General features: G+C 67.3%; 12 protein-coding genes. 5 read left to right on the top strand and 7 right to left on the bottom strand.

The window, feature by feature from the left end:
* Positions 1 to 147: 147 nt before the first annotated feature.
* Positions 148 to 1,548 (top strand): dihydrolipoyl dehydrogenase, encoded by a 1,401-nt coding sequence (lpdA, locus tag ACQVDU_RS15605; protein ID WP_292708037.1) that lies wholly within the window; start codon positions 148 to 150, stop codon positions 1,546 to 1,548.
* A gap of 15 nt (positions 1,549 to 1,563) precedes the next feature.
* Here the strand turns inward: lpdA and ACQVDU_RS15600 are convergent, their stop codons facing one another.
* Genes ACQVDU_RS15600 through ACQVDU_RS15585 form a run of 4 tightly spaced genes read right to left on the bottom strand, consistent with a single transcriptional unit; the run spans position 1,564 to position 4,767 of the window.
* A complete protein-coding gene (locus ACQVDU_RS15600; protein ID WP_363493627.1) occupies positions 1,564 to 2,196 on the bottom strand; it encodes a CYTH domain-containing protein in 633 nt (210 codons plus the stop codon).
* Between the two features lie 16 nt (positions 2,197 to 2,212).
* Positions 2,213 to 3,448, bottom strand: a complete 1,236-nt coding sequence (locus tag ACQVDU_RS15595) for a YihY/virulence factor BrkB family protein (RefSeq protein WP_300593946.1) — start codon at positions 3,446 to 3,448, stop codon at positions 2,213 to 2,215.
* A 42-nt stretch (positions 3,449 to 3,490) separates the two neighbouring features.
* Positions 3,491 to 3,976, bottom strand: coding sequence for a prepilin peptidase (locus ACQVDU_RS15590; protein ID WP_300593943.1), 486 nt, complete (start codon positions 3,974 to 3,976; stop codon positions 3,491 to 3,493).
* Between the two features lie 11 nt (positions 3,977 to 3,987).
* Positions 3,988 to 4,767, bottom strand: a complete 780-nt coding sequence (locus tag ACQVDU_RS15585; RefSeq protein ID WP_300593940.1) for a glycosyltransferase family A protein — start codon at positions 4,765 to 4,767, stop codon at positions 3,988 to 3,990.
* A gap of 103 nt (positions 4,768 to 4,870) precedes the next feature.
* On the opposite strand from ACQVDU_RS15585, the gene ACQVDU_RS15580 reads away from it, so the two are divergent.
* On the top strand, positions 4,871 to 6,484 hold the full coding sequence (locus ACQVDU_RS15580) for an acyl-CoA dehydrogenase family protein (protein WP_300593937.1): 1,614 nt from the start codon (positions 4,871 to 4,873) through the stop codon (positions 6,482 to 6,484).
* A 332-nt stretch (positions 6,485 to 6,816) separates the two neighbouring features.
* On the opposite strand, the gene ACQVDU_RS15575 is transcribed toward ACQVDU_RS15580, so the two are convergent.
* Both ACQVDU_RS15575 and ACQVDU_RS15570 read right to left on the bottom strand, forming a co-directional pair.
* On the bottom strand, positions 6,817 to 7,446 hold the full coding sequence (locus ACQVDU_RS15575) for a response regulator (RefSeq protein ID WP_300591340.1): 630 nt from the start codon (positions 7,444 to 7,446) through the stop codon (positions 6,817 to 6,819).
* The gene (locus ACQVDU_RS15570) at positions 7,443 to 9,053 is read right to left on the bottom strand and encodes a GAF domain-containing sensor histidine kinase (RefSeq protein ID WP_443477625.1); all 1,611 of its coding nucleotides are present in this window, start codon (positions 9,051 to 9,053) and stop codon (positions 7,443 to 7,445) included. Before ACQVDU_RS15570 ends, ACQVDU_RS15575 begins: the two co-directional genes overlap by 4 nt.
* Positions 9,054 to 9,169: 116 nt before the next feature.
* Between ACQVDU_RS15570 and ACQVDU_RS15565 the strand changes: the two genes are divergently transcribed.
* From ACQVDU_RS15565 to ACQVDU_RS15555, 3 genes are all read left to right on the top strand, one after another.
* Complete coding sequence (locus ACQVDU_RS15565; RefSeq protein ID WP_443477624.1) at positions 9,170 to 10,078, top strand: universal stress protein; 909 nt, start codon at positions 9,170 to 9,172, stop codon at positions 10,076 to 10,078.
* Positions 10,079 to 10,116: 38 nt separating this feature from the next.
* On the top strand, positions 10,117 to 10,788 hold the full coding sequence (locus ACQVDU_RS15560) for a GAP family protein (RefSeq protein WP_443477623.1): 672 nt from the start codon (positions 10,117 to 10,119) through the stop codon (positions 10,786 to 10,788).
* A 72-nt stretch (positions 10,789 to 10,860) separates the two neighbouring features.
* Entirely contained in the window at positions 10,861 to 12,366 is a 1,506-nt protein-coding gene (locus ACQVDU_RS15555) for an arylsulfotransferase family protein (RefSeq protein ID WP_443477622.1), read from the top strand.
* A 78-nt stretch (positions 12,367 to 12,444) separates the two neighbouring features.
* On the opposite strand, the gene adhE is transcribed toward ACQVDU_RS15555, so the two are convergent.
* Positions 12,445 to 15,144, bottom strand: a complete 2,700-nt coding sequence (gene adhE / locus ACQVDU_RS15550; RefSeq protein ID WP_443477621.1) for a bifunctional acetaldehyde-CoA/alcohol dehydrogenase — start codon at positions 15,142 to 15,144, stop codon at positions 12,445 to 12,447.
* Between the last annotated feature and the right edge of the window lie 74 nt (positions 15,145 to 15,218).

Below are 15,218 nucleotides of genomic sequence, written 5' to 3'. Positions count from 1 at the left end.
ATGACCGCAAGCCTCGCGCTCACAATTCGTGAGGCACCAGCTCACCCCTCGCGCTCACTTTTCAGTGAGGCACCTCGGTGGATCGCCCTCACTCTCACCCACGGACGGCGGCGCCATCGGGGTGGTTCCGAGGGATAGGCTGGGATCATGCCTCACTACGACGTCGTCATCCTTGGTGCCGGCCCCGGCGGCTATGTCGCGGCCGTTCGCAGCGCTCAGCTGGGCCTGTCCACAGCGGTCATCGAAGAGAAGTACTGGGGTGGGGTGTGCCTGAACGTGGGATGCATCCCCTCGAAGGCACTGCTGCGCAACGCCGATCTCGCCCACACGTTCCACGCGAAGGCCGATCTGTTCGGCATTTCCGGCGACGTGCACTTCGACTTCGGTGTCGCCTGGGACCGCAGCCGTGAGGTGGCGTCAGGCCACGTCAAGGGCATCCACTACCTGATGAAGAAGAACAAGATCACGGAGTACGACGGCCGTGGCTCGTTCATTGACGACCACACGATCGAGGTCAAGACCTCCGAGGGCGGCACCGAGACCGTCACCTTCGACAACGCGATCATCGCTACCGGTTCCACGGTGCGCCTGCTCCCGGGTGTGAGCCTGAGCGAGAACGTCGTGACGTACGAAGAGCAGATCCTGACGCGTGAGCTACCGACCTCGATCGTGATCGTCGGGGCCGGCGCCATCGGCATGGAGTTCGCGTACGTGCTGTCCAACTACGGCGTCAAGGTGACGATCATCGAGTTCCTCGACCGCGCACTTCCCAACGAGGATGTCGAGGTCTCGAAGGAGATCGCGCGTCAGTACAAGAAGTACGGCATCGAGATCCTGACCTCGACCAAGGTCGAGAGCGTCACCGACCACGGTGACCGGGTCACCGTCGCCTACACCGGCAACAACGACGGCGCACAGGGCTCGATCGATGCCGACAAGGTACTCATGTCGATCGGATTCGCACCGCGGGTCGAGGGCTTCGGGCTCGAGAAGACCGGCGTGAAGCTCACCGAGCGCGGCGCGATCGACATCGACGACTACATGCGCACCAGCGTGCCGCACATCTACGCGATCGGGGACGTCACTGCCAAGCTGCAGCTGGCCCACGTTGCTGAGGCCCAGGGCGTTGTCGCCGCCGAGACGATCGGCAAGGCCGAGACCATGCCGCTCGGTGACTACCGCATGATGCCGCGCGCCACCTTCTGCTCGCCGCAGGTCGCGAGCTTCGGCCTCACCGAAGCGCAGGCGCGGGATGCCGGCTACGACGTGAAGGTCGCGAAGTTCCCCTTCAGCGCCAACGGCAAGGCGAACGGCCTGGGCGAAGCTGTCGGCTTCGTGAAGGTCATCGCCGACGGCGAGCACCTCGAGCTGCTCGGCGCCCACATGATCGGCCCGGATGTCTCGGAGCTTCTGCCCGAGCTCACCTTGGCTCAGAAGTGGGATCTTACCGCTCTCGAGGCGGCGCGGAACGTCCACACGCACCCGACGCTGTCGGAGGCCGTGCAGGAGGCCTTCCACGGTCTCGCCGGCCACATGATCAACATCTGACCCGCGGGTCAGGCCTCACACGCCCAGGGCGCGTGCGAGCTTCGAGTCGCTCGAGGCCTCGCGCGCGCCCGCGGCATATGCAGCGACGGTCACCGCGTCGAAGAACGAGGTGAGCGCGTCCGAGTCATCGGGAGCTGCTGGTCCGAGTTCGATCTCCCACTCGCGCCACGCCTGTTCGATCCCCCGCCGCTCATCCCGCGTGCGCACCCGGTCGTCGACCATCTCGGCGAGGACGCCGCCGTCGGCATCCAGCAACGCGTACGCGGTGCGCGTGTTGCGAATGCGGGCGATCACGACCAGTTCATGCGTGGTCAAATCGGCGATGTGCGCGGCGATCTCCGGGGGCACGCCGGGCACGGATGCCGCGTCACTACCGATGTCGAGCGGCCAGCCGGTCTCCATCCGGCCGGAGCCCTGGCGAGGCCCTTTCAGGTGCCAGCCCGCATCCGGCCCACCTTCTCGGCGCCGGAGCGCGTAGCCAGCTCTGCCGAGGATGTAGTCCGCGGTGTCGTAGTAGACGGCATCGAGTTCTCGGACTTCCGGCTCGGCAACGCTGACGACCAGCGGAACCTGAGTCCAGTCGGGGACGTCGATGTCGGCATCCACATCGAACGTGATCTCGACCTCGAGGGACTGCGATGGCTCCATCGATGCGAGTGCTGGTTCAGTCGTCAGAGGGCGCGATGTCTTCGGTGGACTCGACGAAGAAGAACTCACCCTCCGTCGGTCCGTCGTGATCGCCCGTGTGCCCGAGAGCACCGCGTCGCTCGTAGACGACCTGACCCTCGCCGTAAGGAACAATCATCGTGTCTGCATCCGGGGATTCCAGGGGCAGGACCTGCCCGTCGAGCGGGCCTCCGTGAAGTCGTGCAATGGCCATGCCCCGAGCATAATCCCCGAGGTCCTCTGCCTCGGCGATGGCGGCGGCGCGTGCCTCCAGAAGCTCGGCGGTCGCAGCCCGAGATCCGGCTTGCGCGCGGCGGAGGCGGCGTTGCGCGAAGGTAACCGGAGGCGCCGTCGGCACGACGCCCTGCGACTCCTCGGCCGCCACGACGATGTACGTACAGGCGATGAGGATGACCTGTGCCGAGAAGTTCAGCCAGAGCAGCAGCGCGATCAGGGACACCGATGCGCTAAGCAGTGGATTGCTCGAGGCCCCCTGCACGAACAGGCCCGAAAGCTGTTGCAGCACGGTGAGCCCCAGAGCGCCGAGGAGCGAGCCCGCCCAGAGAGCGCGCGCGGGTGGACGGATGCCGCCGAGCACGAGGAAGATTGCGGCGATCAATGCCGCATCCAGGATGAAGACAGCGACGATGACGACGGCGCGCGTCAGCACGCCCACCAGCACGGTTCCCGGGGAAAATTCCAACCACCCGGCGACAATCGACACCCCGGCGGTACCGAAGTAGGTCACTGCCGCGGTCACGACCAGAGCAAGTCCGACCCCCAGGGCCATCGCGAGGTTCCTGAGCTGAACCCACAGGAAGAAGCCGTCGTCGAAGACCGTTCCACCGAGGACGTGCAGCGCCGCGCGCAGCGTTCCGATAGCGCCCAGGGATGCGAGCACGAGTCCGACGAATCCAACGACGCCGGCGATCGTGAGTCCGGACTCGAGCGTGTCAAGGCTGATCACCCCGCCTTCGCCGATGAGGCCAGGGATCACGGTGTCGACAGCCTCGACAAGCGCATCCCACGCCTCCGGATTGTCGGCAAGCCACCTGCCCGCGAACCAGAAACCGATGAGCGCGGCCGCGAAGATCGAGAACAGCGCCCGGTAGGTGACGCTGTCAGCTAGGACGGGCCCCCGCCGCTCTCCGTAGAGCAACATGGTGCGGACGATGCGCAACGACAGTGCCCATCTCGTAACCGCGGCGACGAACGTTTTCAGGGCGGCCGGCATGAATCCAGGCTAGCCGCGAAGCTCGCCGTCGAGCCGTGACGGTCAGGGGCTTGACACGGTCAGCGTGATGGCCACCCAGGCGCCAGCGATCATCCACGGTCCGAACGGGATGGCGGTGCGGCGCTCCGCACGCCGAATGAGGAGCATCGCGGCCGCGAAGAGACCACCGAGCACGAACCCGGCCAGTGTTCCCACCAGCACACTCCCCCACCCCAGCCATCCCAGGTACAGCCCGATCACGGCCGCGAGCTTGACATCACCGCCGCCGACGCCCCCGGCCGAGAGCATTCGGAGCGCGAGGTACGCGGCGAAGAGAGCCAGCGCCGCAAGCAGCGACCGCAGGAGCGCGTCGATGCCGCCGCCGGTCACCGCAGCACCGGCCAGCAGCACCAGACCCGAGGCGCCGGCCAGCGCGACGAGACGGTTCGGGAGACGGTGGCTGCGGATGTCGATGATCGCGAGGGCCACGCCGATCACCGCGAACGCGACGAAGGCTGCGACCGTGAGCGCGGTCGAGATCAGCGACATGGAGCCTGAGCCTAGGTGACCGCAACCCCTCGGTTTTCGCCGTCCTCGTCTTCCTGTGGATAGCTGGCTTCGCGGCGGCGCCAGGGAGCGCCCGCCGGCCAGCTGGCGGCGAAGGTCGGGACGACGCGCCCGACGCGGCGTGCGAGCCCACGTACCGAGGTCAAGGGCCGGGCAGAGACGGGCATCGTCAGCGATCGGTCCCAGCGCACCCCGTCGCTCTCGCGCAGGTGGATCGTGAGATCCAGGTCGTCGTGGATACGCGAGTTCTCGCGGTGGACCACCGTGCGGGCCCGTTTCCAGATCGCGGCGCGCATCGCGAAGTTCGAGCCGAACACCAGCGGGATCCCGAGCCACAGGTTCACCCAGACCCTGCCGCCGCCGATGTACCAGTGCTCGCCGAGATAGCTGATGATCCTGCCTGCGCCGTAGAACTCGGCGCCTCCGGTGAGGACGCCCAGCGCGTTGTCGCTCGTGAACGCCGTCTCGATGCGGGCCAGCCAATCCGGATGCGGCCGGGAATCGGAATCCAGGCGCGCGATGATGTCGCTCGTGGGCAGCGCCGCGTCGTATCCGCGAGCTGCGGCGGGCCAGATTCCCACGAGCGGCTCGTCGATCAGCTCGACCCCGGCATCCCGGGCGACGGCGGCTGACTCGTCGGTGCTGCCGTTGTCGACCACGATGATGCGGTCAGCCGGGCGCTCCTGGTTCTGCAGCGCCAACAGGCATTCGCGCAGGAAGGCGGCATCGTTGCGACACGGGATGACAACCGAGATGCGCAGAGCCGATGTCACCCCCTCACCCTATCGGCGGGCTTCCCGGATGCCGGGAGCGCCGCATCCGGGAATCACTCGCGCGCCCGCGGGCTTACCGTGGAGCAACGGACGAGGGAGTCGGATGAAAACGCACGAGGTCACGAACCAGGCGCCCGAACGCACCGGGCTCGACGAGTACGAGGCGAACATCGCTCTGCGCGAGGCCGTAGAAGCGCACGGCGGGGCGGATGCCGCGGAGCGACTGCGCTCCATCGGCCGGCGCGTCGGTTCAACCGATTTCCAGCGCGACGCGGTGCGCGCCAACCGGAGCGAGCCGGTGCTGCACACGCACGATCGCTACGGCCGCCAGCTCGACGAGGTCGAGTACGACCCGGCCTATCACCGCATTATCGGCGCAGCGGTGGCCGACGGCGCCCACACTGGCGCGTTCCGGCGTCCGGGACCCGGGGCATCCGTCGTGCGCGCCGCCGCCTTCATGCTCTACGCACAGGTGGAACCGGGTCATGCATGCCCCATCTCGATGACCCACGCGGCGGTGCCGGTGATCGCCCAGCACGACGCGCTCGCGCGCGAGTGGATGCCGCGACTGCTGAACACCCACTACGAACCCGATCTCGTGCCAGGAAAGCGCAGTGCGCTGTTCGGGATGGCGATGACCGAGAAGCAGGGCGGTTCGGACGTGCGCGCGGGCACGACGGTCGCGAGGCCGATCGGCGGCGACGAGTACGAAATCACCGGGCACAAGTGGTTCTGTTCCGCTCCGATGTCTGACGCATTCCTTGTGCTCGCGCAGGCGCCGGGTGGGCTGTCGTGCTTCCTTCTCCCCCGGCTGCTTCCCGACGGGTCGCGCAACGAGATCCGCATCCGTCGCCTCAAAGACAAGGTGGGTAACCGCGCCAACGCCTCGAGTGAGGTCGAGTACGAGGGCGCCCGGGCTCACCTGGTCGGTGACGAGGGCCGCGGCGTGCGCACCATCATCGAGATGGTGACACGCACGCGGCTCGACAGCGTGCTGGGGTCGACCGCCGGCATGCGGCAGGCGACCGCCGAAGCTGCCTGGCATGTGCGGCATCGTGCCGCGTTCGGAGCGCGCCTGATCGATCAGCCCCTGATGACGCAGGTGATCGCCGATCTGCAGCTCGAAACCGAAGCTGCAACCGCGACCTCGCTGCGGCTGGCCCGCGCGTACGACGACACCGCCGGCGCCGAGGAGGTAGCCTTCCGCCGCCTGGCCACCGCCGTGGCGAAGTACTGGATCTGCAAGCGTGGCCCCGGTCACGCGCACGAGGCCATGGAATGCCTCGGCGGCAACGGGTACACCGAGGCATTCCCGCTCGGGATGCGGTACCGCGAACAGCCCGTCATGGCGATCTGGGAAGGTTCGGGCAACGTCATCGCGCTCGATGTGCTGCGCGCGCTCTCGCGCGATCCGCAGAGCTTCGAGGCCTTCGACGCCGAGCTCGCGCGGTCAGACGGTGCGGACAGGCGCCTGGACGCGCACGTTCGAAAGACGCGCGAGCTCATCAGGGACCTCGTCCGCGACGACGCTCGCGAGGCGCGCGCTCGGGAACTGGTGACGGCACTCGCCCTGGCGCTCCAGGGATCGTTGCTCGTGCGCACAGCGCCCGCGCCGGTCACCGACGCGTTCATCGGTTCCCGACTCGGCGGCGATGGGCACCTGTACGGCATCCTGCCGCCCGGCACTGACGCGGCATCCATCGCTGCTCGCGCCTGAGGTGTCTCGGGCCTGAGAGGGCTCGGCATCCGTCGCGGGATTTTGATGGGTCCCTCGTGGGAGCGGGACCAAAGACCCTATGGACGGAGGTGTTCGGTACGGCACTCTGATGTCAGACCACAAAAGTCGTCCGAAGCCCCGCCGAGGATGACAGGTTTCGTCGCTGGACGATGTTCGGCGACGCACGTGAGGAAAGGTATCCGGCGGATAACCCAAACCTGGTGCAGCGGGCCCGCCGTCGATCTGCGAGCCTCCCTCACGTATGCCGTCGCGGCGCCCGACTCGTCACCGGGCGCCGCGACGGCCTCACTGTTTCAGCGCACGAACTGCGGTTACTGGGTCCGCAGCGAGGTGGCGTAGACGGCGGCCTGAGTACGCCGCTCCATGCCGAGCTTGCGCAGTAGACCGGTCACGTAGTTTTTGACCGTCTTTTCCATGAGGTCGAGGCGCTCCCCGATCTGACGGTTGGTGAGACCCTCGGCGATCAGCTCGAGCACCTGACGTTCGCGGTCGGTCAGGTCGACGCCGGGTGTGCTCGACCGGGTCTCGCGTGCCTGTTCACGCACGCGCGTGGCGGCAGCCGACGAGAGCAGGTTCTTGCCCGCGGCGACAGCACGGATGCCGTCAAGAAGACCGTTGGCCTTGATGTCTTTCAGGACGTAGCCGGCAGCGCCGGCCAGCACCGCCGAGTAGGCGGCTTCGTCATCGTCGTAGCCGGTAAGGATGAGGCACGTGACGCTCGGGTACTGAGAGCGGATCTCGCGGCACACGTCGATACCGCTGCCATCGGGGAGGCGCATGTCGAGGACGGCGACATCAGGCATGGTGGCCGCGATGCGCCCGAGCGCCTGGCGGGCGGTGGATGCCTCGCCGATCACTTCCATGTCGCGCTCGGCGTCGATGAGGTCAACGACCCCACGACGGACGATTTCGTGGTCATCGAGCACGAAGACACGGATCATGTGGTCTCTCCCTGGGCCAAAGGCACCGCCCACCGCAGGCGGGTGCCGCCGCCGTCGCGTCCGGTGAGAGCGAACTCCCCGTTCCAGCGCGCGGCGCGATCCTCAAGATTACCGACCCCGCTACGACGCGTCGGCGACTCCGGCACGCCGACGCCGTCATCGAGGATCTCGACGACCAACATCTCGTCGGCGATTCCAACCCGCACCGACGTCTCCGTTGCCTGAGCGTGACGGGCGACGTTGCTGACACCTTCGCGAACGACCGCGACGACGTCTTCGGCAACATCCGGCGGCGTGCGCAGATCCAACGGTCCCTGGAAGACGAGTCGCGGTGACTCGGAGAACGACGGTGCGACTTCGCTGATGACGTCCACAATGCGGTGCCTGACCGATCCGGACGACACGCGGGGTTGGCGCAGGGCGAAAATGACGGTGCGGATCTCGGTGATGGCGGCATCCAGCGCATCGACCTGTTCGAGCAGTTCAGTTCGTGCTGACGCGTCACCGACCCTGCCAGCGACAGCTTGGAGCGAGAGCCCGGCGCCGAACAGGCGCTGGATGACGTGATCGTGCAGGTCGCGGGCGATGCGGCCGCGCTCGTCCATGAGCGCGAGCGCCTGCCGGTCGGACCTGCCTCGCGCGAGCTCGAGGGCGATCGTGGCTTGCGCTGCGAGGTCCGCGGCGAGGTCGACATCCTTGTCGGTGAACCGGGGGGCACCGACGGGCCGTCCCACAGTGAGGACCATGGGGGCGCCGTCTGCACCGAGCATCGGCACGACCACCGTCGGACCCCACGCGACGAGTTCGTCCCCGAGTTCGACGGTGTCGCCGCTGGCCTGCAGCGGCTGCCAACTGTCGAAGACACGGCCGGAGAGGGTGCCAGCTTGCGCATGAACGGAGCCGGTGAGTTCGTCGGCGTGCTCGCCGCGCGCTACCTCGACGCACATCATGGTGTCGCTGATCGATGAGATCACCACGACGGTGGCGGCATCCGTGAGCTGGAGGACCTTGTCGGCCAGAAGCTGCAGCGGCCTGCCGGTCTCGTCCGAGAACATGGCTGCGCTCATCTCGGCCGCGGCTGCGGCCCACCGCTCGCGGCGCACCGAGTCTTCGTACAGGCGCGCGTTGTCGATGGCGATGCCCGCGGTGGCAGCAAGGGTCTCGAGCAGCTCGGTGTCCTCTTCGCTGAAGGCGCCGTCGGGGTGCTCAGTGAGGTACAGGTTGCCGAACACCTCGCCGCGGATGCGGATGGGAACCCCGACGAAGCTGTCCATTCTCGGGTGGTTGCGCGGAAAGCCGACCGAGCGCGGGTCGTGGCCGATGTGCTCCAGCCGGATCGGGCGAGGATCGTGGATGAGGGCTCCGAGCACGCCGCGGCCACGCGGGGGCGGGCCGATCGCTTCGACGGTCTCGGCACTCAACCCGACGTGGATGAATTCCTCGAGCATCCCGTCGGGTCCGATCACACCGAGGGCACCGTACTTCGCGCCGACGAGCTCAACTGCCGATTCGACAATGCGGCGCAGCACCGCCGAGAGCTCCAGCTGGCTCACGACAGCGGCGTTCGCCGTCAGGAGACTGCGCAGCCGTGCCTCGATATCAGCCACCCGGTTACCCCGTTCTCGTCCCTCGGCTCTCTCGCCAGGATCCTATCGCGGGACCTTCGACCCTGTGCGGGGAACTTGGCGGGCCGGATGCTGGAACAGACAGGAGGGGCAGACGGATGCGAAACACACTGCACGACTCGCACGTGGGCCTGTCCGAGGGCGGCTCGTTGAGCGCCCCGGCCGGCGACACGATCTGGCGGGTATCGCCCTACGATCGCCTCGTCGTGGGCGTAGACGGGTCAGGTCCGAGCACCGGCGCGCTGGCATGGGCCATCGCGTACGCGGCCGATCACGCCACCGAGCTCCTGCTCGTGCACGTTGTCGACGACACGTGGGGCGTTGCCGGCGCCGACTATATGGCTGATGCGCAACGGCGCGGCATCCACGTGCTTGACGCTTCCCGGCGCCGCGCGGTGGATGCGGGCGTCGCCCACGTGCAGACCGAACTCGTCCACGGTCGCGCGCCCAGTGTGCTGTCGGGCGCTGCCCGCCCGCACGACCTTCTCGTTGTGGGTTCGCACCGCACCGGCTTCTTGCGTGGGCGCGCGTTCGGCGCAGCATCCGTTTATGTCGTCGCTGCCGCCCGGTCGGCGGTCCTGGTCGTGCCGAACCTGCCGCTTGAGGGCCGGCACAGTGTCGTGGTCGGGGTCAGCGGATCGCCGGCCTCGGATGCCGCGCTGATGCAGGCAGCTCGCGAGGCTGCCCGCACCGATCAGCAGCTGGTCCTCATCCACGCCCGGCCTCCGGTTCCGCACGAGGAATCGTCGAGCAACGGTGAGTACCGCGCGTCGGCTGCGCGGGATGTTGTCGCGCGCGCCGGCGCACACGCTCTCATCGACATTCCTCACCTCGACCTGAGTTCCCGGGTCGTCGCCGACAACGTCGCCCCGGCGCTGCTGACAGCGTCCATCGATGCCGCGATGCTGGTGATCGGGCGCGGCCAGAGCGAGGAGCCCCCGAACATCTCGACGGTGGTGCATGACGTGCTCATGAACCTCAACGCGCCGGTGCTCATCGTCCCCTGACACCGCGAGCACCCCACCCGCGGCCCTAGAGTCGAGGGGTGGATTCGGTGCTGTGGTACGTCGTGCCGCTGGGGGTTGCGGCGGCGCTGAGCGTGTTCCCGATCCTCGCGGTCGTGCTGCTTCTGCTCTCGCCGAACCCCATCCCGGCGAGCGTCGGCTACCTCGCGGGGTGGTCGGGCGGCGTGCTCGTGCTCGTGACGCTGTTCTCGCTCGGGGCGCGCCTCATTCCTCCGTCGACGACAGAACGGATGCCGTCCTGGGCGCACGCGGTCGAGATCGCTATCGGCGTGCTTCTCGTAGTGGGAGGGGTCTGGCGCACGGCGGCCGATCGCCGGCGCCCGGAACCTGCCAGCGCGCCATCGTGGACGAAGGCGCTCGACAATGTCGGACCGCGCCGGGCCTTCGCGTTCGGACTTGCGATGAACGTGAGGCCCAAGAACCTTGCGATCGCGTTGGCGGCGGGACTGGCGATCGGTTCGGCCTCCCTCAGCATCGTCGGCAGCAGCCTCACGGTGCTGATCTTCACGGCGGTCGCGGTCTCGACGGTCGCGGCCCTGGTCTTGGCGTATGTCTTCGGCAGCCATTCGATTCGGCCCCGGCTCGAGCGTTTCAGCGACTGGCTCGTGGCGAATTCCTCCCTCGTGCTCAGCCTCTCGGTCGTGCTGATCGGAGCCCTGCTGATCATCATCGGCACCGTCAATCTGCTCTGACACGACAGGCGCGTGTGTGAGAATCTCCTCAGCGGGGGCCGCCAGGGCGAGGTTCCGTGGCACACTCCCCCAATGGTGAGTCGCAGAACCCTCGCTGTTGTCGGCGTCGCGGGAGCGCTCGCGCTCGGGGGCTGTGCGGCGCAAACGAGCACGAAGGAGCCGAGCGAAGAGGTCACGGCTGAGCCGTGGTCGTTCGTGAGCCGGCCTGATCTGACGCCCCCGATCGTGACCGTGACCACCTCCGAGCGCGGCGCGACGCTGGACCGCGACGGCGTGTATGCGTTCCTCGGCCCCAAAGATCTCGACCAGGGGTCGGCAATGCAGGGCGCCGCGATCGTGGATGGCGACGGCGACCCGGTATGGGTCGCGAACACGGGCGATGACTCGGCGTTCGATCTGCGTGTGCAGGAGTACCAGGGTGAGCCGGTGCTGACCTATTGGGTGGGCCAGTCAGGATTCCATGGGCGCGGCGAGGTCATCATCCTGGATGACACGTACACCGAGATCGCGCGCGTGTCGACGGGGGAACCGATCGGCGCGGGCAACGCCGACATGCACGAGACGACGATCACCGAGGACGGCACGATGCTGCTTCTCGCGTACGTGACAGCTCCCGCAGACCTGACGGAGGTCGGGGGCCCGCGGAACGGATACGTGCTGGAGGGTCACGTGCAGGAGGTGGATATCGCCACTGGCGAGGTGCTGTTCGAATGGGCTTCGCTCGATGAAGTCCCGGTCAAGGAGTCGCGGCACGTGCTTGAGGAGGACCAGGGCACGCGCGCGGAGCCGTACGACTACATCCACCTGAATGCCGTATCGCTGGACGGCGACGACGGGTTCCTGGTTTCGGCGCGCAACACGAGCACGGTCTACCGGCTCGATCGCGAGAGCGCGTCCGTGGACTGGCGCTTGGGTGGGCACAGCAGCGACTTCGAGATCGACGGCGATGCCGAGTTCGCGTGGCAACACGACGCTCACCGCCGCGCCGATGGCACGATCACCCTGTTCGACAATCAGTCCGAGGATGACGCCGGCTGGTCGCGCGGGCTGCGCCTGGCCGTCGACGAGGATGCCATGACAGCTTCGCTCGTGACGCAGTACACGCCCGAGCAGGATCGGCTGTCGGCGACACAGGGCAACCTGCAGGAGCTTGCCGGAGGGAACGTCGTCGTTGGGTGGGGCTCGCGGCCGTTCTACTCGGAGTTCGATCGCGACGGAACCCTGCTGTACGAGGCGACCTTCACTGCCGGGACGAGCTACCGGGCGTACGTACTGCCGTGGTCGGCGATCCCCGCCACTCCCCCGGATGCGCAGCTGGTCGAAGACGGCCCCTCGGCGAGCCTGTTCGCCTCGTGGAACGGCGCCACCGAGGTCGCATCGTGGCTCCTCGTGACGGGGCCGGATGAGGCATCCGCTGTCGAGATCGCACGCGCGCCGCGGGAGAGGTTCGAGACCGAGATCCCGATCCCCGCGGGTGCGACGCTCGGGGCGTACGTCGGGGTGCGGGCGATGGATGCCGCGGGCGAGGTGATCGGCGGCGGTGCCGCCCAGATCGCCGCACCCGAGCCGTCGAGCTGAGGTTGCTGCCGCCCGGCATCAGGGCACGCCGAAGCCCCGCCGGGAAACGCAACCCGGCGGGGCTTCAGTGATTTCGTACTACGCGCCGCGCTTGGCGAGCGGGGCTGCGGGGGCCTCTGCCGGGGTTTCTCCCGCAACCGCAACCTCACCGCGGTGGGCACGGACCTCGTCGAACGAGGTTCCGTAGTACGCCGCCTCCATGAGGGTTTTCATGTCGGCAAGCATCGGCATCCGGGGGTTGGCCGGAGCGCACTGGTCTTCGTAGGCAGCCATCGCGAGCTCGTCGAGGCGGCCGATGAAGGCCTCCTCTGCGACACCCTGCGCCTGGAAGGAGCGCTCGATGCCGACGAGGTCACGCAGCTTCTCCACGGCCCGGGCGTAGGACTCGACACCCTCTTCGGGGGTCGCGGCCTTCAGGCCCAGGTGCTGTGCGATCTGCTGGAACCGTTCGGGAGCGATGTAGCGCTCGTACTTGGGCCAGCTGGTCAGCTTCGTGGGGATGCGTCCGTTGTAACGGATGACGTGAGGCAGGTAGATCGCGTTGGTGCGTCCGTGGATCAGGTGGAACTTCGATCCGGTGACGTGAGCCATCGCGTGCACGATCCCGAGGAACGCGTTGCCGAAGGCCATACCCGCGATGGATGCCGCGTTGTGCATCTTCTCGCGTGCCTGGATGTCGGCGGGGTCCGTGCTGCCGGGGCGAGCCTTCGCGCTACGTTCGATGTTCTCGAAGATCAGCTTGATGGCGTGCAGGGCCAGGCCGTCGGTGTAGTCGTTCGCGTACACCGAGACGTAAGCCTCCGTCGCGTGCGTGAGGGCGTCGAATCCGGCATCCGCCACGACCTTGGCCGGCAGGGCCGACGTGAGGACCGGGTCGATGATCGCCACCGACGGGGTCAGCGCGTAGTCGGCGAGGGGGTACTTCATTCCCGTCTCGTCATCCGTGATGACCGCGAAGGGCGTCATCTCAGATCCCGTGCCCGACGTGGTCGGGACGCAGACGAGCTGTGCCTTCTTGCCGAGGTCGGGGAACTTGAACGCGCGCTTGCGGACGTCGAAGAACTTCTCGCGCATGTCAGAGAACTGCACGTCGGGGTTCTCGTAGAGCAGCCACATGACCTTGGCGGCATCCATCGGGGAACCGCCACCGAGCGCGATGATCGTGTCGGGGTTGAACTCGCGCATCTCGGCAGCACCGGCGACGACGCTCGAGAGCTTCGGCTCGGGCTGCACGCGGTCGATGATCTGCAGGTGCACGCGGTTGCGACGACGGTTCAGCACATCGATGACCTTGTCGACGAAACCGAGGTTGGTCATCGTCGGGTCGGTCACGATCGTGACCCGCTCGACGTTCTTCATGTCGATGAGGTAGCGGATCGCGTTCGGCTCGAAGTAGGTCTTGGCCGGAACCTTGAACCACTGCAGGTTGTTGTTGCGCCGACCGACGCGCTTGACGTTCACGAGGTTCACCGCCGAGACGTTGTTGGAGACGGAGTTGCGTCCGTAGGAACCGCAACCGAGGGTCAGGGACGGCATGAACGAGTTGTAGATGTCGCCGATGCCACCGAGGGCCGAGGGGGCGTTCTCGATGATGCGGACGGCACGGACGCGCTTGGCGAACTCGTCGATGACGCTCTGGTCGTTGCTGTGGATCGCGCCGGAGTGGCCGAGGCCGTCGAAGTTGACCATCTGCTCAGAAAGAGAGATGCCTTCTTCGGCGTTCTTGGCGCGGAGCACCGCCAGCACGGGGGCCAGCTTTTCGCGGGTCAGCGGCTCCTGGGGTCCGACGACGGCGCACTCGGCAAGGATCACCGAGGTGTCTTCGGGCACGGTGAAGCCGGCCTGCTCGGCGATCCACACCGGAGACTGGCCGACGACCTTCGCGTTGAGCTTGGCCTCGCCGCAGTTCTTGGCGTTGGCGTGGACGCCGAAGATGAACTCTTCGAGCTTGCGCTTCTCGTCGGCGTTGACCATGTAGGCGTGCAGGCGGGTGAACTCCGCGAGTGCCTCGGTCGCGATCGGCTCGTCAAGGATGACGGCCTGCTCGGAGGCACACACCATGCCGTTGTCGAACGCCTTGGACAGCACGACGTCGTTGACGGCGCGGCCGACCTTGGCAGAGCGTTCGATGAACGCGGGGACGTTTCCGGCGCCGACACCCAGGGCGGGCTTGCCGCAGGAGTAGGCCGCACGAACCATCGCGTTGCCACCGGTCGCGAGGATCAGGGCGACACCGGGGTGGTTCATGAGCTCGCCGGATGCCTCGAGTGAGGGCTCGGCGATCCACTGGATGCAGTTCTTCGGCGCACCGGCCGCGACTGCGGCATCCCGAACGATCTTCGCTGCGGCGACCGAGCAGTTCTGAGCTGACGGGTGGAAGGCGAAGACGATGGGGTTGCGGGTCTTCAGCGCGATGAGGGACTTGAAGATCGCGGTAGAGGTCGGGTTGGTCACCGGGGTGATGCCCGCGACGACGCCGACGGGGTCGGCGATCTCGGTGATGCCGGTGATCTCGTCGTGCGAGATGACGCCGACGGTGCGCTGCTTGATGATCGAGTGCGTGACGTGCTCGCACGCGAACATGTTCTTCACGGCCTTGTCTTCGAACAGGCCACGGCCGGTCTCTTCGACGGCCAGGACTGCGAGTTCGCCGTGATGGTGGAGAGCGGCGACCGATGCCTTGCGCACGATGTGGTCGATCTGCTCCTGCGTGAACGACGCGTACTCGGCCAGAGCATCTTGTGCTCGTGCCACGAGTGCATCGATTGCGGTGGACATCGGATCCTCCTACCTGGTGTGGACCCGGTGTCCACGCCTTCGTCCTGACACCATCGTGGCACTGTGGTCAGACC

Origin of the sequence: Microbacterium sp. F2 (assembly GCF_052274505.1) — a bacterium.
Classification (GTDB): Bacteria; Actinomycetota; Actinomycetes; order Actinomycetales; family Microbacteriaceae; genus Microbacterium.
This window is presented reverse-complemented; position numbering and strand designations above follow the sequence as displayed.

Bases quoted from the DNA above. Each gene is read 5' to 3' on its own strand.
- lpdA (WP_292708037.1), top strand. From the start codon at position 148: ATGCCTCACTACGACGTCGTCATCCTTGGTGCCGGCCCCGGCGGCTAT.
- ACQVDU_RS15600 (WP_363493627.1), bottom strand. From the start codon at position 2,196: ATGGAGCCATCGCAGTCCCTCGAGGTCGAGATCACGTTCGATGTGGAT.
- ACQVDU_RS15595 (WP_300593946.1), bottom strand. From the start codon at position 3,448: ATGCCGGCCGCCCTGAAAACGTTCGTCGCCGCGGTTACGAGATGGGCA.
- ACQVDU_RS15590 (WP_300593943.1), bottom strand. From the start codon at position 3,976: ATGTCGCTGATCTCGACCGCGCTCACGGTCGCAGCCTTCGTCGCGTTC.
- ACQVDU_RS15580 (WP_300593937.1), top strand. From the start codon at position 4,871: ATGAAAACGCACGAGGTCACGAACCAGGCGCCCGAACGCACCGGGCTC.
- ACQVDU_RS15575 (WP_300591340.1), bottom strand. From the start codon at position 7,446: ATGATCCGTGTCTTCGTGCTCGATGACCACGAAATCGTCCGTCGTGGG.
- ACQVDU_RS15565 (WP_443477624.1), top strand. From the start codon at position 9,170: ATGCGAAACACACTGCACGACTCGCACGTGGGCCTGTCCGAGGGCGGC.
- ACQVDU_RS15555 (WP_443477622.1), top strand. From the start codon at position 10,861: ATGGTGAGTCGCAGAACCCTCGCTGTTGTCGGCGTCGCGGGAGCGCTC.
- adhE (WP_443477621.1), bottom strand. From the start codon at position 15,144: ATGTCCACCGCAATCGATGCACTCGTGGCACGAGCACAAGATGCTCTG.